This window comes from Wenyingzhuangia sp. IMCC45533 (assembly GCF_054111225.1).
Window position 1 is genome coordinate 1,708,004 of record NZ_CM134197.1, and the last position, 23,428, is coordinate 1,731,431.

The window sequence follows — 23,428 nt, forward strand, 5'->3', positions numbered from 1 at the left end:
ACCATTTGTTTCCGTTATATGATGGGTATATTATTTATTTTTAAGGTTTAAAAATTAAAAGACAATTTTATGAAGAAGCAAGTAAACATCATCTTTGCATTAGTTGTGTTTTTTTGTTTGTCAGTATCTGCTCAAAACAGCAATGAAGGAAATCATTTTCTAAAGTGGTATGCTAAAGGAGTTTTGGCGTTTGAAAACGAGAATTATGCTTTGTCAAAATTGTACTTTAATAAAATAGAAGACAAAGAGACTAACTATAAGAACTTAGATGTTTATCAGCTGCTAGTTAATATTAAATTAAAGGAAAAAAAAGCAGTTACTGATGTGGAGTTGTTTTTAGAAAAAAATCCTCATTCAATTCATACGACCACATTAAGGTTAGCTGTGGCAAACTATTTTTTTGATAAAAAATATACAAGTACAGCCTTAAAATGGTTTGATAAAATTGACTTAAAAGCATTGAGCGATTCAGAAGAATCGGACTACCATTATAAGACGGCATTTGCGAATTATAGAGCCGAAAATTATGCTGCGGCTAAGCAGCATCTACTAGCATTATCTTACACAGGAAAATATCAAGAAGAATCTAATTATTACTTGGCAAATATTGCTATTCAAACAAAAGATTACGATACGGCCTTAAATAACTTTAACAAAATCAAAGGAGTCTCCAAATTTAAAAGAGAGATAGATTACCAGACCATGGTCATTCTTTATCAAAAAAAAGAATATGATGAGGTGGTTAAACTAGGACAATCCAATTTTGATAATGCCATTGGTTTTGAAAAATCTGAAATTGCGAAAATTATAGGAGAAAGTTATTTTCATTTACAGGATTATGAGAAAGCAGTTGAGCATCTATCTTTATTCAAAGGGAGAAGAAATAACTTTACAGGAACCGATTACTACTTTTTGGGATTTGCCTATTATCAGCAACAAAATTATAAGCTAGCCATTGAGAATTTTAATAAAATCACTACCGAAAAAAGCGAAGTTGCTCAGAATGCTCATTACCATTTAGCAGATTGTTATCTAAAGCTAGGTAAAAAAACACAGGCTTTAAACGCTTTTAAAAATGCTTCGGAAATGAGTTTTGATGCAGACGTGCAACAAGATGCTTATTTAAATTACGCAAAATTGAGTTATGATATTGGGAACCCGTACAAAAGTAGTTCGGAGGTATTACAGCGTTTTGTAGATCAATATCCTAACGCTAAAGAAGCCACTGAAATTAAAGGATTAATCGTAAATGCTTATTTACAGTTTAAAAATTATGATGAGGCTATTGCTTATTACAACGCTCAAAACTTGGCTCAAGACAAGCAATATCAACAAATATTGCTATATAAGGGATTGGAATTATATACCGATTTTAAATACAAAGAAGCATTAACTTATTTTACGCAAGTAGGCAATTTGCAAAAAGATGAAACCTTAAAAAATAAAGCACTTTTTTGGAAAGCAGAAGCATATACCGAACTCAGTAATTACGAAGAGGCATCTTATTACTATGCAGCATTTTTAAATAAAAATAATATTTCACAATTAGAGGAATATCCTAATGCAATGTACGGATACGGTTATAGTTTATTTCAACAAAAAAAATATAATGAAGCGCTCGAAAATTTTAAGAGATACGAAAGTTTAGGGACGAATGAGGCTAAAAAAACAAACGCAATATTACGAATAGGAGATTGCTATTACGTAAATAAAGATTATTGGAAAGCTCTTGAATATTATAATCGAGTAATTGAAACGAATAGTAGTCAGGCAGATTATGCAACCTACCAAAAAGCATTATCCTATGGATTCTTAGGGAGAAGTAATCAAAAAATAAGCGCGTTAAAAGAGTTACAGTCCCAATATAAAAATTCAGCTTATATAGACGATTCGTATAGCCAATTGGCAAATTTGTACGTAAAACAAAATCAGCTAGGCTTGGCTTTAGAGACTTACGATGTTTTGATAAATGATTATTCCAAAAGCCCTTTGGTGGCCAAAGCCATGCTAAAAAAAGGATCGTTGTATTTTAACCTAGGAAAAAATCAGAATTCAATTCAAACGCTAAAAAAAGTGGTAGAAAAATATCCAGGGACAAGTGAAGCTGTACAAGCTGTAAAAGTTGCTGAGCAAGTTTACAAGGAGATAGACCAAGTAGCATTGTACGCTGCATGGGTTAAAGAATTAGAGTTTGTAAATGTTTCTGACTTAGATATTGATAAAACGATGTTTGCAGCGGTAGAAAGTAGGTTTTTAGAGAATAAATTGGAAGAGGCCATTACGAGCGCAAAAAAATATTTAATCAATTTTCCCAACGGAATCTATGCGCTAACCGTTCATTTTTATCTGGCACAATCGTACTACGCAACAGGTAGCAAACAAAAGTCTATACCGCATTACAAAGCAGTGCTAGAGAAAAATATGAATGAGTATACCGAGATTTCTACCAACAGATTGTCTCAAATCTATTTAGAAGATAAGGGGTGGGATTTAGCCAAACCACTGCTCATAAGTTTAGAAAAAGAGGCTTCGAGTGAGCAAAACATTATTTATGCGCAAAGTAATTTAATGAAGTATTATTTTGTGAATAAAGAGTATAAGCAAACACTAGCATACACCCAAAAAGTATTAGAAAATCCGAAAAGTTCAGAACAAGCGTTATACGATGCTTATGTATTTGGTGCTAAGAGTGCTGTGGAAACGAATCAGTTAGACAAAGCAAAAGCGTATTATAAAAAATTAGAGACTCTAGGTAGAGAAGTAATATTGGCAGAAGCCAATTATTACAAAGCATTATGGTTGCATTTAGATAAGAATTATGAAAAGTCAAATACTCAGGTTCAACTATTAGCCAGTAAGTATCAGAATTATAAATATTGGGGTGTTAAGGGGCTGTTATTAATGGCACAGAATTTTCACGAACTCAACGATAATTTTCAAGCCATTTTTATATTGAATAACGTACTAGAAAATGCACAAGAATTTAAAGATATTACCACCAAAGCAAACGATTTGTTAAAAAGGTATGACTCTCAAAAATCTGCTTTAAAAGAGGATGAATCTAAAGATGTTGAAAATGAATTGTAATCTAAAAAAACATTGGACGTTGCTAGCTCTTTTATTGGGAGTTACAAGTGTATACGCTCAAAAAGAGCAGGAAGAAATAGAAAAAACAGAGGATGTAGTGGTGGAATTTTCATTTAATCCAACGCTCTCTGATGTGTTCAAGCTAAAAACCAATCCTAAAGTAAAGAAAGAGTTTAAAAAAGCTCCTGTAACTTATAAAATAACACCTAAAAAAGTTGAGTCTGATTTTAATCCAACAATCAAAAAAGCTACTTATTTAGAAATAGAAAATAAGAAAGCTAAAAATTATCGTAATTACATATATGCTGCTGCTGGTTTGTATGGAAATACAGAGCTAGAAGCACTAATACAGCCCAAAGCTTATAAACGATTGAACTACGGGTTTAACCTGTTTAATTTTAACAAACAAAACGGTATTGACGATGATAGGGTAGATAACACCAGTATACGTACCCATCTTAATTTGCATGTAGGTAAAAATCTAAAAAAATACGATTGGAAAGCGGAGGCTAACTACGATAGAAACGCTATCAACTGGTATGGCTTAAGTCCTTCAATTACAACTCCCACATCTTTTCAAAACACAGATTTTGGTCAAGTTTATCACACTATAAATTTTAATGGAACTATCGACTACAAAAAAGGAATTGTAAAAAGCTTAATGCCTTCCGTACAATTTTTTTCTGATGAATTTGGAACGACTGAAACACAACTGAGCGTAGAGACCATACTTAGTAAGTCTTTGTTTAAAAATTGGGTAGAGACTAAGGTTAAGTTTGAATATTTAAATGGTTCATTTTCTCAAAATTATGTAGATAATTCCAACGTTGCTTATAGCTTTATCAATTTATCAGCAAATCCATCTTATACCTACATTGCAGAAAATTTTAAGATTGATGCAGCATTAAATTTAGTGTTGAATATGAACTCAGAAGCATCAAAAACAAATTTTTTCTTTTTACCAAGCATTGTGACTACAGTTCCTATCATTAAAAATATAATGATTTTTAAAGGGGGGATTGAGAGTGATTTTAAACAGCATAGCTACGCTTCTTTAGTGCAGCAAAATGCTTTTGTATCTCCTACACTAAATATTGGAGTAACGGATGTTCCTGTTAAATTATTTGCAGGTTTACAAGGAGAATTGAGTCACTCAATATCATATAACACGGAACTGAATTATAGTGTTCAAAATAACAAGGCTTTGTTTGTAAATAACACTAGTCTACCTTTGTTGCAAAACGCATATCAGTTTGGAAATACCTTTAGCGTCGTTTACGATGATATTAAGGTGTTTGGAATTAGAGGGAATATAGAAGCTGATATTATCAAACATTTAAGAGGAGGTTTGAATGCAGCATTCCAGAGCTATCAAACTGACAAGGTTTCAGAAGCTTGGAATTTGCCAAACATTAATATTAAAACCTATGCCAATTACGAATATAAAAAATGGTTTGGTCAATTAGGAATAGATATCATGGGAACAAGAAAAGATTTTGTAAACAACCAGACTATTGATGTTGATGGTTTTGTGGACATCAGTATCAAAGGAGGATATCAAATCAGTAAAAAATTAAACGCTCATTTAAATATTTATAATTTACTAAATAGAAATTATGAGACGTTTACCAATTATCAAGTACAAGGATTTCAGGCAGTAGCCGGATTTTCTTATAAATTTTAAATATGCACTGGGAACAATTATTATCTCTTAAAAGAGCTGGAGACATAGATGGTAGATTTAGAAAAGATCAAGACGAAACAAGACTGGGTTTTGATGTAGATTTTGATAGAATTGTATTTTCTTCAGCATTTAGAAGCTTACAGGACAAGACACAAGTAATTCCTCTATCTGACACAGATTTTGTTCACACGAGACTAACACATAGTATGGAGGTTTCTGTAGTGGGTAGATCTTTGGGTAGATTGGTAGGGCAGCAAGTGTTAAAAAAACATCCTTACTTAAAAGAGCTAGGATACACGTTTAACGATTTTGGAGCCATTGTAGCAGCAGCAGCTTTGTCACACGATATTGGGAATCCACCCTTTGGGCACAGTGGAGAAAAATCCATAGGAGAATATTTTAATTCTGGAAACGGAAAAAAATATAAAGAGGATTTATCAAAAAAGCAATGGCAAGATTTGGTTGATTTTGAAGGAAATGCCAACGGTTTTAAAATATTAACAGAAGATAACGGTGGTGTAAAAGATGGCTTAAGACTTTCTTACGCAACGTTGGGAACTTTTATGAAATATCCTAAAGAATCCTTACCTAAAAAACCTACGCAGCATATTGTAGATAAAAAGTTTGGCTTTTTTCAATCAGAAAAAGAAAAGTTTATGGACGTGGCAGATTCTTTGGGTCTGAGAGTAATGAGAACGGGAGAAGATATGGCTTACCATAGACATCCTTTGGCTTATTTAGTAGAAGCAGCAGATGATATTTGCTACACCATTATTGATTTTGAAGACGGAATAAATTTGGGGCTGATTGATGAAGAATTTGCTTTAGAATACCTAAAAAAACTGATTCAAGACAAAATAAATATAAAAAAATACCGTTCATTGTCCTTAAAAAAGGACAGAGTAAGCTATCTTAGAGCGTTAGCTATAAGTACTTTGATCACTGAGGCAGTTGATATTTTCATGAGTAATGAAAAGTCAATTTTAGCTGGAGAGTTTGAAAAATCTTTATTGGACAAATGTCAGTACGAAGCGCAAATTAATGATATTATTAAACTGAGTGTAGATAAAATCTACAATAGTCGTAGTGTTGTAGAAAAAGAAGTAGCAGGTTACAAAGTAATTGCCGACTTATTGGAGGTATTTATCAATGCTATTAACAATAATTATTTAGGAAAAGCATCTAATTACGACCAACTAATTTTAATGATGTTACCCAATGAGTTTAAAAGTGAGTCAAAGAGCCTATACAAACGTATTATGAGTATCTGTTCCTATGTGGCAGGAATGTCTGATAGCTTTGCCATTTTAACTCATAAAAAAATTAGTGGGGTAATTATTTAGTTACCCATTTAATATTTGAGAATTACCTTTATGAAGAAAAGACTACTGCTAGGATTATTACTTGTTGTATCCGTAATCACAATGATGGTTGTTTACGACCAATCTCATGTTTCAAAAAAAGAGTACTTAACGCTATCTAAAAATCATCCGATAAGGGAAAGACTGAGGCTGACAAAAAAGGAACGAAAAAAGTTAGGAATACCTCCCAATAAATATTTTGATGAGCAGTATTTATTGGAGATGGACCCTAGAGATGGAAAAACGCATCCGGAGCATCTTTTAAAATTAAAAGAACAACTACACAAACCCTCTGCATTTTTCTCAAGAGTCCCAGGGCAAAGTTCTGAAATGTCTTGGACAGAAAGAGGACCCAATAATATTGGAGGAAGGACAAGAGTCGTATTTTATGACCCTAATGACAGTACAGGTAAAAGAGTGTTTGCAGGGGGAGTTTCTGGAGGTTTATGGGTGAATAATAACATTGAGGATGAAAATTCTTCTTGGACACAAATTGGGATTGATGAAAATTTGGCAATCTCTTGTTATGCTATTGATCCTAACGATTCAGACACATGGTACGTAGGTACAGGAGAAGTTTATACAGGAGATGATGGAGTAGGAAATGGTATTTGGGTAACAAATAACGGAGGAAGTACGTGGAGACAGATTTTGTCAATTGATTTAACAGAAGACGAACGATTTAGGCCCTATGTAGTCACTCAAATACTAGCATGGAACAAGAATGGGAGTACGGAAGTGTTTTATTCTCTGGGAGCCAAATTTGATATTGATGCTGTAGGTTTCGCTCAAATAGGCTGGTGGAAATTTGAAAATTTATCCCCTAACAGAATTTCTTTTTCCAATGATAATGGTACCCCCAAAGTTTTTAGTGACTTGGAAATCGCTCAAGACAATTCAATTTGGGTTGGTGTTAGAACCAACATATTTGGACACGGAGGAGGTAAAATTTACAGAAGTACAAATGGAATTAGTTTTGAAGAAAAGTATTCTTTTAATAACGCTAACCGAGTAGAACTAACCGTATCCAAGCAGAACCCCAATGTGGTATATGCCTTGGCTTCAACAAATAACAGCCAAAGTGTGGAGTTAGTCAAAACTACGGATGGTAATACTTTTATCTCTATAGCTAGACCTAATGATGTGGATTTAGATATTCCAGCTAACGATTTTGCCAGAGGTCAAGGGTTTTATAATCTTACACTAGAGATAGATCCAAACGACGACAATATTTTATATGCAGGTGGTATAGATCTATTTAGGTCTGCGAACGGAGGAAATTCCTGGCAGCAAATATCTAAATGGTCTAATAATAATAATTTGAGAAATTTGGAAGTGTCGCAGGTCCACGCAGATCAACATGCAGTAGCTTTTAATCCATCAAATTCTAATAAAGGAGTTTTTGCTAACGATGGAGGTATTTATTATTGTGATAATTTAGCAGCGGCTGCCAGTTCTGATAACGTAGTAAGCAGAAATAACAACTACAATATTACTCAGTTTTATTCCGCAGATATTAGTCAGGATGTAAATGATGAATTTTTTTTGGGAGGAACGCAGGACAACGGTTCTTTATATGGTGGAGTAGAGCGTTTGAGTACCAGAAATGTAAGACTTACTACGAGTAATGGAGTGAATTCTTTTATAGATTTATTTGGTGGAGATGGAATTCAAAATTTTATTGATAAGGATTCGGAGTATTTAATTGTGTCTTTTGTCAATAACGTATACTCTCTGTATCCTCTTCCTTTGACAAGTCCCGATGATATTGTAGAAATTAGTTCGGATCAAAGAACAGGAAGTTTTGCAAATATTGCTGATTTAGATGATAACTTGGATTTGTTGTACACGGATGGTTCCAGATATTTTAGTGGAGGTATACTTAACGGAAGTCCAGGGATATTTAGATTCGAAAACTTGTTGACAAACCCGAGAAGAGAATTACTACTAAGTCCTTTATTTACCGAAGCCCCTACTGCTATTAAAGTTTCACCTTATATGACAAATGCTTCAACGTTATTTGTGGGTACTGAAGGAGCCTCTATTCTCAAAGTAACTAATGCGAACACCAATAGTCCAACATGGGAAAATATTGATTTGAACAATAGAATTAATATAGGATCTATATCCGATATTGAACTGGGAAAGGATGAAAATGAAATTATGGTAACGCTACACAACTATGGTGTTAACAATATTTATTACACTACAGATGGTGGTACAACTTGGACCGAAAAAGATGGAAATTTCCCTGACATACCTGTAAAGACGATTTTAATGAATCCTGAAAGACCCGACGAGGTTATTGTTGGAACTAATATGGGAGTTTGGGCTACACAAGAATTTACGAGCGATGAACCGAAATGGTTTCAGTCTTTCAACGGAATGTCAAGTGTAAGAATTACTAAATTTGAAATGCGAACAGCAGATAATACAGTAATTGCCTCAACTTACGGAAGAGGACTGTTTACGGGGAAATTTGATGCTACTAGGGAAGAGCGGGTTCCTGAGGAAGAAACTGAAGAGACATCTGAAGAGACATCTGAAGACAATAGTTTGGAGAACAAAATAAAAGTGAAGACTGTTGCAGAAAACGGAGATATAGTGTTTGAAGTAGACAGAGATGAAATTGAAATGTTTAGTGTTACTTTGTATAATGTAAACGGAAGCTTGGTTAAAGAACAAATTTTAGGTGGATTGATATCTAACAACAAACTTGATGCCTCTAGTCTAAGTTCGGGGATTTATATTCTAAATGTTTCGTTTAGTGGTGAGCGTTTCTCAAAAAAAATAATTATAAACAATTAGAATATTGTGAAAAAAAGAATATCCATTTTTGTTGTTTTAGTAATTAGCTTATTAGTTTTCGTTAATTATTTCAAAAAAGACAATGCAAAGGAGTCTTACGTTGCTTTGATTAAAAATCATCCAATACAAGAGAGATTAAAGCTATCTAAAAAGGAAAGAAAGAAACTCGGAATTCCTCCCAATCGGTATTTTGATGAACAGTACTTGTTAGAGATAAATCCTAATACAGGAAAAACACATCCAGAAAATATTTTAGAGGTCAAGAACCATAGGAAAAAATCATCAATAAAATTTTCTAAAGTACCTGGTCAGAACGCTGAAATGGCTTGGGTAGAGAGAGGTCCAGATAACATTGCAGGTAGAACTAGGGTTGTTTTTTATGATCCTACTGACATTACAGGTAAAAGAGTTTATGCAGGAGGAGTTTCTGGTGGCTTATGGATGAATAATGACGTAACTGATGAAGATTCAGTTTGGTCTCAAGTTGGAGTTGATGAGAATTTGTCTATTTCTTGTTTTGCCATAGATCCAAATGATTCAAACATCTGGTACATTGGTACAGGAGAAGCTTACACTGGAGACGATGGAGTGGGAAATGGAATTTGGATAACTCAGAATGGTGGAACTACTTGGTCTCAGCTGCTGTCCGTAAACCTAGAGCAAGATGAATCTTTGAGACCTTATGTGGTCACTCAAATTTTAGCTTGGGACAATGCAGGAACCACAGAAGTATACTTTTCTTTGGATGGTAAATTCGATATTGATCCAGTAGCTTTTAGTAGCTTGGGTTGGTGGAAAGTAAATGAAAGTTCTTTTGATAAAATTAGTTTTCTTACACCAGAAGGGGTTCCTTACGTTTTTAGTGATGTTGAGATTGCAGCAGATAATTCTTTATGGTTTGGTACCAAACAGAACATTTTTGGAAGAGGGGGCGGAAAAATTTTTAGAAGTACAAACGGTGTCAACTTTATGGAAAAGTATTCTTTTACAAACGGTGGAAGAGTTGAATTAGCAGTTTCTAAAATAAACGCAAATACTATTTATGCGCTTGCCTCAACTAATAATAGTTCAAATGTGGAGTTGATAAAAACTACGGATGGAAATAATTTTGTATCAATAGCCAAACCTAATGACATTGATACTGATATTGATGCCAATGATTTCGCTAGAGATCAAGGATTTTATAATTTAACCTTAGAGGTAGATCCTACGGATGATGCTATTCTGTACGCTGGAGGAATCAATTTATTTAGGTCAAGCAACTCTGGTGCTTCTTGGAGTCAAATTTCCAAATGGTCCAATTCAAATAATTTACCAAATTTAGATATTTCTTTAGTACACCCAGACCAGCATGCCGTTGCATTTAATATTTTGGATAGCAATAAAGGAGTGTTTGCCAATGATGGAGGAATCTACTATTGTGCCAATTTAGCCAACGCACCCAATTTAGAAAACATAGTAGAAAGAAATAAAAACTACAACATCACTCAGTTTTATTCAGCAGCGATAAGTCAGGATAAAAATAGCGAATTCCTTTTAGGAGGTGCGCAAGACAATGGTTCCCTACTTTCTTTTGAAGCTACTAATGGGGTGAATTCTTTTGTAGACATTTTTGGAGGAGATGGGTTTCAAACATTTATAGACAAGGACAATGAATACTTAATTGTATCGTTTGTAGGGAATTTTTATGCATCTTATCCTATTCCATTTAGTAGCCCATCAGATCAAATAGCCATAGTTAGTGATGAAAATTCTGGAGACTTTGCAAATACTGCTGATTTGGATGATAACTTAGATATTCTATATACAAATGGGACGGTTGGTAATTTTGTAAGAATTTCTAGATACACGGATTTAAGGGGGGAACCCGAAAGAAAGAACTTTTCGGATTCAAAATTATTTGAGAGACCAACGGCTATAAAAGTATCTCCTTTTACAACTGCTAGCTCTACAGTGTTTGTAGGTACGGAGGGAGCTTCTGTTTTAAAAGTAACCCATTTAAATACAGACACCCCTACATGGGAAAATATCGACTTGAGCAACGAGATAAACGCAGGTTCTATTTCTGATATTGATTTTGGGAACAACGAAGATGAAATTATTGTTACACTGCATAATTACGGTGTAAACAACATATATTATACGGAGAACGGTGGTGTAACTTGGGTTTCTAAAGAAGGAAACTTTCCTGATATTCCTGTAAAAGCGGTTATAATGAATCCTGATGAAAAAGAGGAAGTGATTATAGGAACCAATATGGGAGTTTGGAGTACTAGTAATTTTACAAGCGAATCCCCCAATTGGCAGCAATCTTTTAATGGAATGTCAAATGTGAGAGTTACCAAATTTGATTTACGAACATCTGACAATACAGTAGTGGCATCTACCTACGGAAGAGGTTTATTCACAGGTACATTCACTTCAAACACTCTTTCTACTAACGAAAAAGAATTAAACAACTCAATATTTATAACAAATAAAGGATCCCGTATTGTCTTTAATAACTTGGAACAAAACGAGGATTTAAAGGTAAATATCTATAATATTTCTGGAAAATTACTTTATAAGAAAAATATTAAGGTGACTAGTGCTAGTTTTAATTTAAGTACTGGTTTGTCTATGGGAGTTTACGTTGTTAAAGCCATCTATAAAAACGAAAGCATCAACAAAAAAATAGTGATTACGGATAACTAAAGGTGTTAGAAAGTATAGGTAACACCAACTCCCAATATTTGTTTTAATTGAGGTCTTGGACCTACTTGAGTACCATCATCTTGTACAATTTTGGCATCATCATCATATAAAAAATGAGAACTGATCCTTGACTGAATATATTGATTTACTTTCATTTCTAAATTCAATTCTATGTCACTATCAATATTTCCATATCGGTTGATATAATCTGAATAGAACGAACTTTTAATCGAAAAATCAATATTTTTCATCAACAAAGTTTTGTACTCAATTTTAATTAATGTACCCAATTCAAAGTTAATTTTTTCTCCTCTTTCGACTCCAAAAGCTCCTCTGTCGGAAAGTTCTTTATCTAAAACAAAAGTTATCTGATTGGTTAACGGAGATAGGTGAATCTTGAAATTATCCTCTTCATCTGTGTACACAGCCCCAATACCCAAACGCATACGTGCAGGGGCAAAAAAAGTAGATATAACCGTAGTTCTGTCATTACCTTTAAATCCATTTGCAAACTGAGTGGTTAAGCTGTATTCACCTGAGTAATACCACTTAGAGGTAACGTTGTTTTTATATCCAACCGAGGATTTAATGTCTATAATATCATCCGTTTTTTGAGTGTAATTAACCCCGTTTTCCTTGGCGATACCATATCTAATCAAAATTCCGTTCCTCCAAAATAATTGTCCTTTCTTATAGTTGTAATCCCCTTTAAAAGAGGCGATTCCTGCAATGGTATTATTTCCCCCTTTGGTCCAATTGACGAACGATGTTTGCGTAAATAATATTCCAGGCTTGTGTTTTATAATCCAGTAATTAGTTCTAATACTTTCTTTAATAATAGTTTCTATACTGTCTTTTTTCTTTTCGCTAATTTTTTTAATAACAGGCTTTATCTTTTCTGCAGCTATGATGCTGTCTTTACTTGTAAAAACCTTTCGTGCATTTTTAATAAACTTTGGAGTAGGGATAGTATCTTTTACTATTGGATTGGCAAATAAATGAAAACTTGTTAGAAAGCATAACAAACTCAAGTACGATTGATAAGATTTAAAAGTATAGTTAGAAAAAAACATTACAGCGTTGATAATATAGTTTCAGAAATTGTATTCAAATCAATTTTAGCAATTTTTCTTAGTTCCTCCGTTTTACCATGCTCAATAAAACAATCCTCTATTCCTAGTTTTATTATTTTGGTAGTGCATTTTTTTTCTGTGATGATGTTGGCAATAATAGAGCCAATTCCACCACTTAGAACCCCATCTTCAATAGTAACAACACTCTGATAGTTCTCCAATATAGAGTCCAATAATTTTACATCTAAAGGTTTTACAAATTGAAGATTGTAATGACCCACTTGATTTTTTTCTGAAACAGAAAAATGCTCCATAGCAGTATGAACTAAATTACCTATAGTCCCCAAACTGATTACGGCAGTTGTAGAACCGTTTTGCAAGGCTTTCATTTTCCCAAACTCAATTTTATTAAAGGGTTGTTGCCAATCAATAGTTACGCCATTTCCTCGTGGATACCTAATAGCAATTGGCAAATCTAAACCTAACTGAGCTGTGTACATTATATTCCTTAAATCTATCTCGTCCATTGGAGCATAGATGGTCATGTTAGGAATACAGTTTAAAAAAGCAATATCAAACACCCCGTGATGCGTGGCACCGTCATTACCCACCAATCCAGCTCTATCCAAGCAAAATATAACGGGTAGTTTTTGTATGGCAACATCGTGAATTACTTGGTCGTAGGCTCTTTGCAAAAAAGTAGAATAGATATTGCAAAAAGGCATCAGACCTTCTTTAGCCATTCCTGCGGCCAGCGTAACTGCATGTTGCTCTGCAATACCAACATCAAAAGCCCTATCAGGCATTTCAGCGATCATGTATTTAAGAGAACTACCTGTAGGCATAGCAGGAGTAATTCCCACAATTTTTTTGTTTTTTTTAGCCAATTCAATAATAGTATGTCCAAAAACATCTTGATATTTAGGAGGGGTGTTCTCTAATTTTTTTACGATTCTATCTCCCGTCTTGGCATCAAATTTACCGGGTGCGTGATAAGTTATTTGATCTTCTTCTGCTTTTTTTAAACCTTTACCTTTTGTTGTAACAAGATGTAAAAGTTTTGGACCAGCAGTGTTTTTTAGTCTTTGTAATTCAGCCACCACTTTGGTCATGTTGTGTCCGTCAATAGGACCCGAGTAATCAAAGTTCAAGGCTTCAAAAATGTTATCCCTATCGGTTCTGGTACCTTTTTTGGTTTCGGTAAAGTAGTTTTTTAAGGCCCCAATACTAGGATCAATTCCAATAGCGTTGTCGTTTAGAATCACTAACAAATTTGCTTTGGTAACCCCAGCATGATTTAAAGCTTCAAATGCCATTCCAGAGGCAATTGAGGCATCACCAATTACAGCAATGTGCTGTTGTTTAAAATTCCCTTTAATATATGCAGCCATAGCCATTCCTAAAACTGCCGAAATTGAAGTTGAAGAGTGTCCAGTTCCGAAAGAGTCATATTCGCTTTCAAAAATATTAGGAAATCCAGAAATTCCGTTTAATCTCCTGTTGGTTTCAAAATTATCTCGTCTTCCCGTTAAAATTTTGTGCCCATATGCCTGATGACCAACATCCCAAATTAATTTATCGTGGGGAGTGTTAAAAACGTAATGTATGGCAATGGTAAGTTCTACAACTCCCAAACTAGCACCCAAATGTCCTTCTTTAGTAGATACAATGTTGATGATAAAATCTCGCAACTCTTGCGCGAGTTGCTCGAGTTCTGAAATGTTAAGCCTTTTTAAGTCTTGCGGAGAGTTTATAGTATCTAGAATATTTTTCACGATTACAAAATTACAATTTTGAGATTTGTACTTGCAACTTATCTTGCAATAAAGTAGTTTCGTGAGAGCTTCTAAATAAGTTTAGTGATGATAAATCCTTTTGATGACGAGTATTTTATGAAAAAAGCTTTGAATGAGGCTTATTTAGCTTACGAGAAAGGAGAGGTTCCTGTGGGAGCAGTAATTGTAATGAACGATCAAATTATTGGAAGAGGACACAATTTAACTGAGCAATTAAATGATGTAACTGCACATGCAGAAATGCAGGCTTTTACAGCAGCTTCTGGTTTTTTGGGGGGTAAGTATTTGCAAAGTTGTGTTTTGTATGTAACCTTAGAGCCGTGTCAGATGTGTGCGGGGGCAAGTTATTGGACTCAAATAGGCAAAATTGTTTATGGAGCAAGTGATGTGCAAAGAGGATACTCTCATTTAAATACTCTATTGCACCCGAAAACAAAAGTAGTTTCCGGAATCATGAAAGAAGAATGTGCTGAGCTGCTGAAAATTTTCTTTTTATCGAAACGAGGATAGCATGATTATTACGAGTCGCTTAAACGACCGAATTCATCAATAAAAACAAATGGTCTAATTTTCTATTTTACTAGCGTTGGGGTCGTTGTGTTTTAAAGAATATTTACTTAAATCTTTGTCCTTGTACCTGTGGTAAATAAATAAGGGCATTAAAACTAAGGTTAATATAATCACTCCCAAACCTATAAATTTTGGACTAGCGGGATTATCTGTTAAATGAAAGAAAGCCCCTAGAATCCATAAAATAAAAACAATTCCCAAAAGAATTTTTAATAATATCTTCATATTGATATTTTAAATTTTGTAGTAAAATTACCTAATTTGATTTTAATTATGTAAATCATTCAGATGAAAATAATTAAATATATAGCATTGGTTATTATTGCTCTTTGTTTAAATTCTTGTAACAATATTAAAAAAGATCATATAGTAGTAATTGCGCATAGAGGAGCTTCTGGTTATTTGCCAGAACATACTTTGCCTGCCAAAGCATTGGCTTTTGGAATGAATCCTGATTATATTGAACAAGATGTTGTATTGTCTAAGGATGACGTTCCTGTAGTGATTCATGACATCCATTTAGAAACAACTACCAACGTAAAACAGATTTATCCTAGTAGATGTAGGGAGGATGGTAAATATTACGTAGTAGATTTTACTTGGCAAGAATTACAAAAATTATTCGTTACAGAAAGATTCAATGCAGCGACTAACCAAGTATATTATAATCAAAGGTTTCCCATACATAAATCAAAGTTTTATTTGCATACGCTTCAAGAAGAGCTAGAACTTATTCAAGGTTTAAATAAATCTATGCATAAAGATGTAGGGATTTACGTAGAAATTAAAGAGCCTCAGTTTCACAAAACCCATCAAAAAGATATTTCAAAAATTGTGCTGTCTATATTAAAAGAATATGGTTATTCAACCAAACACGACAAATGTGTGGTACAATGTTTTGATGCTGATGAGCTGAGGAAGATTAGAGAAAAATTTAAGTCTGAACTGTTTTTAGTTCAGTTACTAGAAATAGGTTATTTGGATGAGCCTTTTAAAAACAAATCGGCTGGAGAAATAATAAATCAAATAGCTACCTATGCAGATGGTATTGGTCCTTGGTACAAGCAAATGATTGCAGGAGATGACGGTGTAGATATCTTAGGATTTTCTGAACTAGTAACTTTAGCACACAATAAAGATTTGAAAGTACATGCTTTTACTTTTAGAGTAGATGATGTTATTGGTTTCAATTCTTTTGAAGAATTGTTAGCTAAGGCAGTTGAATTAAAAGTAGATGGGATTTTTACAGACCATCCAGATTTAGCGATTAATTACTTTAAGAAAAAGAATCACTAGCCATAATTAACTTTCTTCTGTACACGTTAAGTAATCTAGATTTTGATATAAAGCCATGGTATTTACCATCTTTAATGATTGGCAAATTCCAAGCGGAAGATATTTTAAATTTATCCATAATCACTTCCATAGAATCGTTATCGTAGTCAATCACTTCCACAGGAGCTACCATTAAATCTGCCACTACTGTGTTTTCATACAACTCGGTATTAAACATGATAGGTCTAATGTCGTCCATATGTAGAACCCCTATTAACTCTTTGTCTTTGTTAACCACAGGGAAGTTATTTCTTTTAGATTTTACGATGGCTTTATGAACAAGTTCTCCCAAAGTCATAGAAGGTTTCGTTTTGATAAAGTCTTTTTCTACCACCTTGTCAATATTCATCATCATTAGAACATTTTTGTCCTTATCATGAGTCATTAACTGACCTTTCTTAGCCAATTCAGAAGCGTAGATGTTATGAGGAATAAACTTTTTGGTGATTAAGAAAGAGATAGAAGATACAATCATCAAAGGAATAAACAAATCGTAACCGCCCGTAATTTCTGCGATTAAGAAAATAGCCGTAAGGGGGGCATGCAATACACCTGCCATAAGCCCGGCCATTCCCACCATAGCAAAATTACTTTGCGAAACAGTATGACTTACTATTTTAAAATGATTTACAATAACTGCTACCACATAACCTGCCAAACTACCAATAAACAATGTAGGAGCAAAAACCCCTCCAATTCCACCAGCACCAAAAGTAAGTGCCATAGCAATCACTTTAAAAACAATCAATCCTACCAACAAACCAACAACCATCCATATGGTATCAGCTTCAGTATGAAAAATGTTATTTTTTAGAATGTTAGAAGCATCACCTCTTAGTACACTGTTAATGGTATCAAACCCCTCTCCAAACAAGGGAGGAATAAAATAAACAATGACTCCAATTAAACTACCTCCTAGTAAAAGTTTGTACCATGGGTTTTCTATTTTTTTAAAAAAATCGTGAGTCCAAAAGTATACTTTAGTAAAGTAAATAGAAGTTATAGAGCATCCTATTCCTAGTATAATGTAAAAAATAACATCGTTAAGGTCAAAGTTGTCTTGGATTTCGAAGTGTAATAAAATTTCATCACCCAAAAACAAGTAAGAAGTAATTACTGCAGATATAGAAGCAAGGAGCAAAGGTACCATAGACACCATCGTTAGTTCTAAACTAAAAATTTCAACAGCAAATACAATGGCAGCAATAGGAGCTTTAAAAATGGATGCCATGGCTCCAGCAGCAGCACATCCAACCAATAGTGTTCTAGATCTTTGATCTAAATGGAATAGTCTAGCAAAGTTAGATCCTAAAGCAGATCCTGTTGCCACAGTAGGGCCTTCTAACCCTACAGAACCTCCAAAACCGACTGTAAGCGGAGCTGTTAAAACAGATGCCCACATTTGGTAACGGTGCATAATGGCTTCTCTTTTGGAAATAGCATACAGCGTTGAAGGAATACCGTGTCCAATTTTTTTTCTAATTATATATTTAACAACCAACAGGGTAAGTCCTAAACCTACAATTGGAAAGATAAAATAAAAACCAACATGGTATTTTTTTATAAAACCCGTATCTAGAATGACGAAAATGGTATGTGTTAAATTTTTTAAAGTAACAGCACCAATACCTGCCAAGAACCCAACAATTATACTTAGGATGTATAAAAAATTTTCAGGTGAAATATGTTTGTATTTCCATATTAAAAATTGATTTAATATGTTTTTTTTCTTGGGCATTCTAAATAATTTTAGGAACGGCTAAGATACTATTTATTAGGGGAGTATTAAAAGAAAGACTAAGCTTGTATTGGACATTTTTTGCAATGGCTTTTACCTTTCTTTTTGTATTTTTTACAGCATTTTTTCTTTTTGTCTTTACAACAGTAAGAAAGCTGACACGTGGGGTTTAAGGACTCTGTTATGTGATTAGAATCTATTTTATAAAGAATTTGCACTGATTAAGTATTTAATAATCAGTGCAAATATACAAATTGTTTTAAATAAATCTAAATAAATTAGGCTTCGTTTGAGTTGATTTCTGTTTGCGCAACAATACTTTCGATATCCTTATCAAATAAGTAAGTACCACTTTTATCATCTCCAATAATTTTTAGTTTGTCTAAGATGGTTCTGGCTAAAGCTTCTTCCTCCGCTTGTTCTGCCACATACCATTGTAAAAAGTTGTGTACTGTGTAATTTTTTTCATCTAAAGTTTGAAAAACTAAATGATTGATACTTTCTGTAACAGTTTCTTCGCTCTCTAAAAACAAACTGAATAATTCGTGCAAATCTTTAAAAGTACTTTTTGGGGCATCTAAACTGGGGATACTAGCTGTTCCACCACGTTCGTTAACAAATTTTACAATTTTTAACATGTGTACTCTTTCCTCTTCGGATTGATTGTAGAAAAATCCTGCAACTCCATTATAACCAATTACTTCTGCCCATGTAGCCATTGCTAAATATTTCATAGATGCATTGGCTTCTAATTTTATTTGTTTATTCAGAGCATCTTCTATCGTTTGTGATAACATAGTATTTTTGTTTTTAAGGTTACTTAAAATTAATAAGTCTAATTTTTAAATCAAAGTTATTCTTTTGGTACCGTAATATTTATATTTACTTCAGATAAAACTTCATCAGTAACAGCAGCAGGAGCATTAATCATTACGTCACGTCCTGAGTTGTTTTTAGGGAAGGCAATAAAATCTCTAATGGTTTCTTGTCCTCCTAAAATGGCTACCAACCTATCTAAACCAAAGGCTAATCCTCCGTGTGGTGGTGCTCCGTATTCAAAAGCATTCATTAAGAACCCAAACTGTTCTTTAGCTTCTTCAGGTGTAAATCCTAAGTGTTTAAACATCAAAGCTTGCGTTTCTTTATCGTGAATTCTAATAGAACCTCCTCCAATTTCGTTACCATTTAAGACCAAATCGTAAGCGTTGGCCCTTACTTTTCCTGGATCTGTATCTAGCAAAGCAATATCTTCTGGTTTTGGACTTGTAAAAGGGTGGTGCATGGCATGGTATCTTTCAGTCTCCTCATCCCATTCCAACAAAGGAAAGTCCACAACCCATAACGGAGCAAATTCGTTAGATTTTCTTAATCCCAAACGTTCGGCCATCTCCATACGCAAAGCAGAAAGTTGCGCTCTAGTTTTGTTGGCGGGTCCAGACAATACACAAATTAAATCTCCAGCTTTAGCACCTGTGGCTTTTGCCCAAGCGGCTAAATCATCTTGATTGTAAAATTTATCTACAGAAGATTTAAAAGTACCGTCTTCGTTGCACTTAACGTAAACCATTCCCAAAGCACCTACTTGCGGACGTTTAACCCAGTCAATTAATTTATCAATTTCTTTACGAGTGTAACTAGCTGCACCAGGAACGGCAATTCCCACTACTAATTCAGCATCGTTAAATACTTTAAATTCTTTCTGCTGAGCTACGCTGTTTAATTCACCAAACTCCATCCCAAAACGAATGTCTGGCTTATCGTTTCCATAAGTTTTCATGGCATGTTCAAATGTCATTCTTGGAAAATCTCCAATTTCTACATTGTTCACCTTTTTTAGTAAATGACGAGTCATTCCCTCAAAAACATTTAAAATGTCTTCTTGTTCTACAAAAGCCAATTCACAATCAATCTGAGTAAACTCTGGCTGTCTATCAGCGCGTAAATCTTCATCTCGGAAGCATTTAACAATTTGGAAGTATTTATCCATTCCACCCACCATCAGCAACTGTTTAAAGGTTTGTGGTGATTGAGGTAATGCGTAAAACTCACCTTGATTCATTCTTGAAGGAACGATAAAATCCCTTGCACCTTCTGGTGTAGATTTAATTAAATAAGGAGTTTCTACTTCTATAAAATCTTGATTAGATAAATAATTACGAACCTCTTGCGTTACTTTACTACGAAAGATTAAGTTGTTTTTTACAGGATTTCTACGGATGTCTAAATATCTGTATTTCATACGGATATCTTCACCACCATCGGTATCATCTTCAATTGTAAATGGAGGTAAATTAGCCTCGTTGAGTATGTCAAGGTCGCTTACTAGTATTTCTACTTCACCAGTAGCAATATTTTTGTTTTTAGATTCACGCTCTATAACCGTTCCTTTAATTTGAATCACAAATTCACGTCCTAACGTTTTTGCTTTTTCAATCACAGAAGATTCTGTTCTCTCTTCATCAAAAATTAATTGAGTAATTCCGTATCTATCACGTAAATCTACCCAAATCATAAATCCTTTATCTCTAGATTTTTGAACCCAACCTGCCAAGGTAACTTCTTGACCTGCGTTTTCAATTCTTAACTCTCCGTTAGTATGACTTCTGTACATTTTAATGCTTTGTTTTAAAGGGGCTAATTTACTTTTTTAATTTGAGCTCTGAAAGGTAAAAGAGATTGAGATTACTCAGCAAAAACTCTTCTAATTCTTTGTGAAATAGCGGTTAGTATTTCATAAGAAATAGTGTTGCAAATCGTAGCAAATTCTTCTACCGTTTTTTGGTTGTCAAAAATAATCACCTCATCACCTTCCTTGCAATTGATATTGGTAACGTTAACCAATATCATATCCATACAAACATTACCTACCGTATAGGCTTTTTGTCCGTTGATGTTTACATAACCATTTCCGCAACCCATAGGTCTAGAAAATCCGTCTGCATGACCTATGGGAATCACCGCTATTTTTTCTTCTTTTTCGGCTGTAAAAGCCATGTTGTAACTAACGATTTCTCCTTTGTTTACTAACCTTATTTGCGAAATGATAGATTTTAAGGTAGCTACGTTTTTTAACTTTTTAGTTTCGTTTCCATCATTTCCAAAACCGTACAATCCTATTCCTAAACGAACCATGTCGAAATGTGCGTTTGGGTAGTTAATTGTCCCCGAGGTGTTACTCATATGAATCGTAAAACGGTCGCTCAAGTTATCTTGTAGCTGCGTAATGATGTTGTTAAAAGTTGTAATTTGTTTTTCTGTAAATTCCTTTTTATCTAAGTCTTCACTTGCAGCAATGTGAGACATTACTGAAGTAACTTTGATACTCTTTGTTCCGCTAATTAGACGAATCACTTCCGAAGTTTCGTCAGCATTAAAACCTAATCTGTTTAGGCCAGAATTAAATTTTAAATGAACAGGGTATTCGCGTATGTTATTTTGAATGGCAAATGCAATAAAAGCTTTTAAAGTGTGCAAAGAATATAAGTTAGGTTCTAAAGAATAGTCTACTAACAATGCATAATTTGCAGGTTGTGCATGCAAAACCAAAATAGGAGTTTTAATTCCTTTTTTTCTTAAAGCAATTCCTTCGTTGGCATAAGCAACCCCAAAATAGTCAATACCTTCTTTTTCTAATGTTGCCGCAATGGTCTCTGCTTCTAATCCATAAGCAAAAGCCTTAACAACCCCCAAAGTTTTTGTTTTTTTTGCCGTTTTATTTCTAAGATAGTGGTAATTGTGTTTTAGAGCAGTTAAATCAATCTCAAGCTTAGTAACATGATGATTTTCCATAGTTACTGATTGTTTTTTTCTTTATAATAAGCAGAGCGACTTAAAGGTTCGTAGGCTTCGTGTTCTCCAATTACCACCTGTTTTGTCTCCTTTGTTTTTCGATGACTAAAGTGTGCCAAATTTCCTGTTTTGGTACAAATAGCATGGACTTTAGTTACATATTCCGCAGTAGCCATTAAATTAGGCATCGGCCCGAAAGGCTTTCCATTAAAATCCATATCCAAACCAGCCACAATTACTCTAACCCCCTTGTTAGCTAAGTCGTTACAAACATTTACAATTTCGTGATCGAAAAACTGAGCTTCATCAATTCCAACAACATCCACCTCATTAGCAAGTAAGCGGATATTGGCCGCTGCGGGAACAGGAGTAGATCTAATTTGATTTTCATCATGAGAAACTACATACTCGTCATCGTATCTATGATCGATATCGGGTTTAAAAATTTCTATTCGCTGTTTGGCAATTTGTGCACGCTTTAATCTTCGGATTAATTCTTCTGTTTTACCAGAAAACATGGATCCACAGATGACTTCAATCCATCCAAATTGTTCTTTGCGATTTACAGTGTTTTCAAGAAACATTTTGTAGTTTTATTGAGTTTAGTATTTACTTCTATTCGTTATTTTAGCTAATAGATAAGTGATACAAATTTATCAAAATAAAACTTTACACTCTAACCCAAATTTAGATTACGGATAATGCAAAAAAAGTTGGAAGCAGAATTGATGAGCCTGGCTCACGATATATTAAAATTAAAGAGAGGAGACGATGTTAAAGTTTTAAAAGATAAAGCCTATGAGGTTTATGAAAAACTAGCAGTATTGACCTTTATAGAAAAGTATATTGAGGAAACTCCATTAAATCGTAAAACAAAAGAAGAGCTGATTGAAGAAACATTTGAAACACAAGAAGCAGAAAATGTTGATGATGGTTTAGGAGAAACTAAAAATCACGAAATTATAGAAGAAATAACCATAGAGTCTGTGCCGGCTGAACCTGAAGAAATAGAAGTAGCTTTAAAAGAATCTAAACCAATGGTGGAAGAAAAAACCCCAGAAAAAACGACTTATGACGAGGCAGAAGATTTGTTTTCCAAAATAGAATCTGATGAGGTTAAAACCAAAGAAAACGATGTGACAGATGAACTAAAATCTTCTTTAGAGCAGGAGTTTGGAAGTACGGTATCCTTGGATGTTGCCACGGATATATTTGAGAACGCTGAAAGAGTTGTACCCAAAAAATCTATTAACGACGCTATTATGCAGCAGAAAAATTTGCAAATAGATTTAAACGATAGAATTGCCTTTGTAAAAAACTTATTTGAAAATAGTCAAGAAGATTTTAATAGAGTAATTTCGCAGCTAAACACGATGTCCACAGAAAAAGAAGCCTTATCATTAATTAGAATGATAAAAAAAGAGTATAATTGGAACGGAAAAGAAGTTTTTGAAGAAAGACTTTTAATGTTAATAGAAAGAAAATTTAATTAA

Annotated in this window: 16 protein-coding genes; 8 read left to right on the plus strand and 8 right to left on the minus strand. The window is 33.9% G+C overall.

Annotation, left to right across the window (positions count from 1 at the left end; translation table 11 throughout):
- Positions 1 to 69: 69 nt before the first annotated feature.
- Genes ACXGQW_RS07465 through ACXGQW_RS07485 form a run of 5 tightly spaced genes read left to right on the plus strand, consistent with a single transcriptional unit; the run spans position 70 to position 11,634 of the window.
- Positions 70 to 3,087, plus strand: a complete 3,018-nt coding sequence (locus ACXGQW_RS07465) for a tetratricopeptide repeat protein (RefSeq protein WP_457821567.1) — start codon at positions 70 to 72, stop codon at positions 3,085 to 3,087.
- On the plus strand, positions 3,077 to 4,771 hold the full coding sequence (locus tag ACXGQW_RS07470) for a hypothetical protein (RefSeq protein ID WP_457821569.1): 1,695 nt from the start codon (positions 3,077 to 3,079) through the stop codon (positions 4,769 to 4,771). The genes ACXGQW_RS07465 and ACXGQW_RS07470 overlap by 11 nt, the downstream gene beginning before the upstream one ends.
- A gap of 2 nt (positions 4,772 to 4,773) precedes the next feature.
- Positions 4,774 to 6,114: a deoxyguanosinetriphosphate triphosphohydrolase gene (locus ACXGQW_RS07475; RefSeq protein WP_457821571.1), complete on the plus strand. Its 1,341-nt coding sequence runs from the start codon at positions 4,774 to 4,776 to the stop codon at positions 6,112 to 6,114.
- Between the two features lie 30 nt (positions 6,115 to 6,144).
- Complete coding sequence (locus tag ACXGQW_RS07480; RefSeq protein WP_457821572.1) at positions 6,145 to 8,940, plus strand: T9SS type A sorting domain-containing protein; 2,796 nt, start codon at positions 6,145 to 6,147, stop codon at positions 8,938 to 8,940.
- A 6-nt stretch (positions 8,941 to 8,946) separates the two neighbouring features.
- Positions 8,947 to 11,634, plus strand: coding sequence for a T9SS type A sorting domain-containing protein (locus tag ACXGQW_RS07485; RefSeq protein ID WP_457821574.1), 2,688 nt, complete (start codon positions 8,947 to 8,949; stop codon positions 11,632 to 11,634).
- A 5-nt stretch (positions 11,635 to 11,639) separates the two neighbouring features.
- Here the strand turns inward: ACXGQW_RS07485 and ACXGQW_RS07490 are convergent, their stop codons facing one another.
- Positions 11,640 to 12,707, minus strand: a complete 1,068-nt coding sequence (locus ACXGQW_RS07490) for a DUF3078 domain-containing protein (protein WP_457821576.1) — start codon at positions 12,705 to 12,707, stop codon at positions 11,640 to 11,642.
- A complete protein-coding gene (locus ACXGQW_RS07495) occupies positions 12,707 to 14,482 on the minus strand; it encodes a 1-deoxy-D-xylulose-5-phosphate synthase (RefSeq protein WP_457821578.1) in 1,776 nt (591 codons plus the stop codon). The genes ACXGQW_RS07490 and ACXGQW_RS07495 overlap by 1 nt, the downstream gene beginning before the upstream one ends.
- An 87-nt stretch (positions 14,483 to 14,569) precedes the next feature.
- Between ACXGQW_RS07495 and ACXGQW_RS07500 the strand changes: the two genes are divergently transcribed.
- Positions 14,570 to 15,013 (plus strand): nucleoside deaminase, encoded by a 444-nt coding sequence (locus ACXGQW_RS07500; protein WP_457821580.1) that lies wholly within the window; start codon positions 14,570 to 14,572, stop codon positions 15,011 to 15,013.
- A 54-nt stretch (positions 15,014 to 15,067) separates the two neighbouring features.
- Here the strand turns inward: ACXGQW_RS07500 and ACXGQW_RS07505 are convergent, their stop codons facing one another.
- Entirely contained in the window at positions 15,068 to 15,298 is a 231-nt protein-coding gene (locus ACXGQW_RS07505; protein WP_457821582.1) for a hypothetical protein, read from the minus strand.
- 63 nt (positions 15,299 to 15,361) lie between these two features.
- On the opposite strand from ACXGQW_RS07505, the gene glpQ reads away from it, so the two are divergent.
- Entirely contained in the window at positions 15,362 to 16,369 is a 1,008-nt protein-coding gene (gene glpQ, locus ACXGQW_RS07510; protein WP_457821584.1) for a glycerophosphodiester phosphodiesterase, read from the plus strand.
- Here the strand turns inward: glpQ and ACXGQW_RS07515 are convergent.
- From ACXGQW_RS07515 to ACXGQW_RS07535, 5 genes are all read right to left on the minus strand, one after another.
- Positions 16,350 to 18,146, minus strand: coding sequence for a chloride channel protein (locus tag ACXGQW_RS07515; RefSeq protein ID WP_457821586.1), 1,797 nt, complete (start codon positions 18,144 to 18,146; stop codon positions 16,350 to 16,352). The two genes, glpQ and ACXGQW_RS07515, sit on opposite strands and share 20 nt — an antisense overlap.
- Before the next feature lie 278 nt (positions 18,147 to 18,424).
- Positions 18,425 to 18,943 (minus strand): ferritin, encoded by a 519-nt coding sequence (locus ACXGQW_RS07520; RefSeq protein WP_457821588.1) that lies wholly within the window; start codon positions 18,941 to 18,943, stop codon positions 18,425 to 18,427.
- Positions 18,944 to 18,999: 56 nt separating this feature from the next.
- Positions 19,000 to 20,757 carry an aspartate--tRNA ligase gene (gene aspS / locus ACXGQW_RS07525; protein ID WP_457821590.1) on the minus strand — a complete coding sequence of 586 codons (1,758 nt, stop codon included), beginning with the start codon at positions 20,755 to 20,757 and terminating at the stop codon, positions 19,000 to 19,002.
- Between the two features lie 71 nt (positions 20,758 to 20,828).
- Complete coding sequence (gene alr, locus ACXGQW_RS07530; protein WP_457821592.1) at positions 20,829 to 21,935, minus strand: alanine racemase; 1,107 nt, start codon at positions 21,933 to 21,935, stop codon at positions 20,829 to 20,831.
- Positions 21,936 to 21,937: 2 nt separating this feature from the next.
- A complete protein-coding gene (locus ACXGQW_RS07535) occupies positions 21,938 to 22,519 on the minus strand; it encodes a thymidine kinase (RefSeq protein WP_457821594.1) in 582 nt (193 codons plus the stop codon).
- A gap of 117 nt (positions 22,520 to 22,636) precedes the next feature.
- Between ACXGQW_RS07535 and ACXGQW_RS07540 the strand changes: the two genes are divergently transcribed.
- On the plus strand, positions 22,637 to 23,428 hold the full coding sequence (locus ACXGQW_RS07540) for a hypothetical protein (protein ID WP_457821595.1): 792 nt from the start codon (positions 22,637 to 22,639) through the stop codon (positions 23,426 to 23,428).

Excerpts from the sequence above, each read along its gene's own strand:
- ACXGQW_RS07465 (WP_457821567.1), top strand. The coding sequence starts at position 70 with ATGAAGAAGCAAGTAAACATCATCTTTGCATTAGTTGTGTTTTTTTGT.
- ACXGQW_RS07470 (WP_457821569.1), top strand. The coding sequence starts at position 3,077 with ATGAATTGTAATCTAAAAAAACATTGGACGTTGCTAGCTCTTTTATTG.
- ACXGQW_RS07475 (WP_457821571.1), top strand. The coding sequence starts at position 4,774 with ATGCACTGGGAACAATTATTATCTCTTAAAAGAGCTGGAGACATAGAT.
- ACXGQW_RS07480 (WP_457821572.1), top strand. The coding sequence starts at position 6,145 with ATGAAGAAAAGACTACTGCTAGGATTATTACTTGTTGTATCCGTAATC.
- ACXGQW_RS07490 (WP_457821576.1), bottom strand. The coding sequence starts at position 12,707 with ATGTTTTTTTCTAACTATACTTTTAAATCTTATCAATCGTACTTGAGT.
- ACXGQW_RS07500 (WP_457821580.1), top strand. The coding sequence starts at position 14,570 with ATGATAAATCCTTTTGATGACGAGTATTTTATGAAAAAAGCTTTGAAT.
- ACXGQW_RS07505 (WP_457821582.1), bottom strand. The coding sequence starts at position 15,298 with ATGAAGATATTATTAAAAATTCTTTTGGGAATTGTTTTTATTTTATGG.
- glpQ (WP_457821584.1), top strand. The coding sequence starts at position 15,362 with ATGAAAATAATTAAATATATAGCATTGGTTATTATTGCTCTTTGTTTA.
- ACXGQW_RS07515 (WP_457821586.1), bottom strand. The coding sequence starts at position 18,146 with ATGCCCAAGAAAAAAAACATATTAAATCAATTTTTAATATGGAAATAC.
- ACXGQW_RS07520 (WP_457821588.1), bottom strand. The coding sequence starts at position 18,943 with ATGTTATCACAAACGATAGAAGATGCTCTGAATAAACAAATAAAATTA.
- aspS (WP_457821590.1), bottom strand. The coding sequence starts at position 20,757 with ATGTACAGAAGTCATACTAACGGAGAGTTAAGAATTGAAAACGCAGGT.
- alr (WP_457821592.1), bottom strand. The coding sequence starts at position 21,935 with ATGGAAAATCATCATGTTACTAAGCTTGAGATTGATTTAACTGCTCTA.
- ACXGQW_RS07535 (WP_457821594.1), bottom strand. The coding sequence starts at position 22,519 with ATGTTTCTTGAAAACACTGTAAATCGCAAAGAACAATTTGGATGGATT.
- ACXGQW_RS07540 (WP_457821595.1), top strand. The coding sequence starts at position 22,637 with ATGCAAAAAAAGTTGGAAGCAGAATTGATGAGCCTGGCTCACGATATA.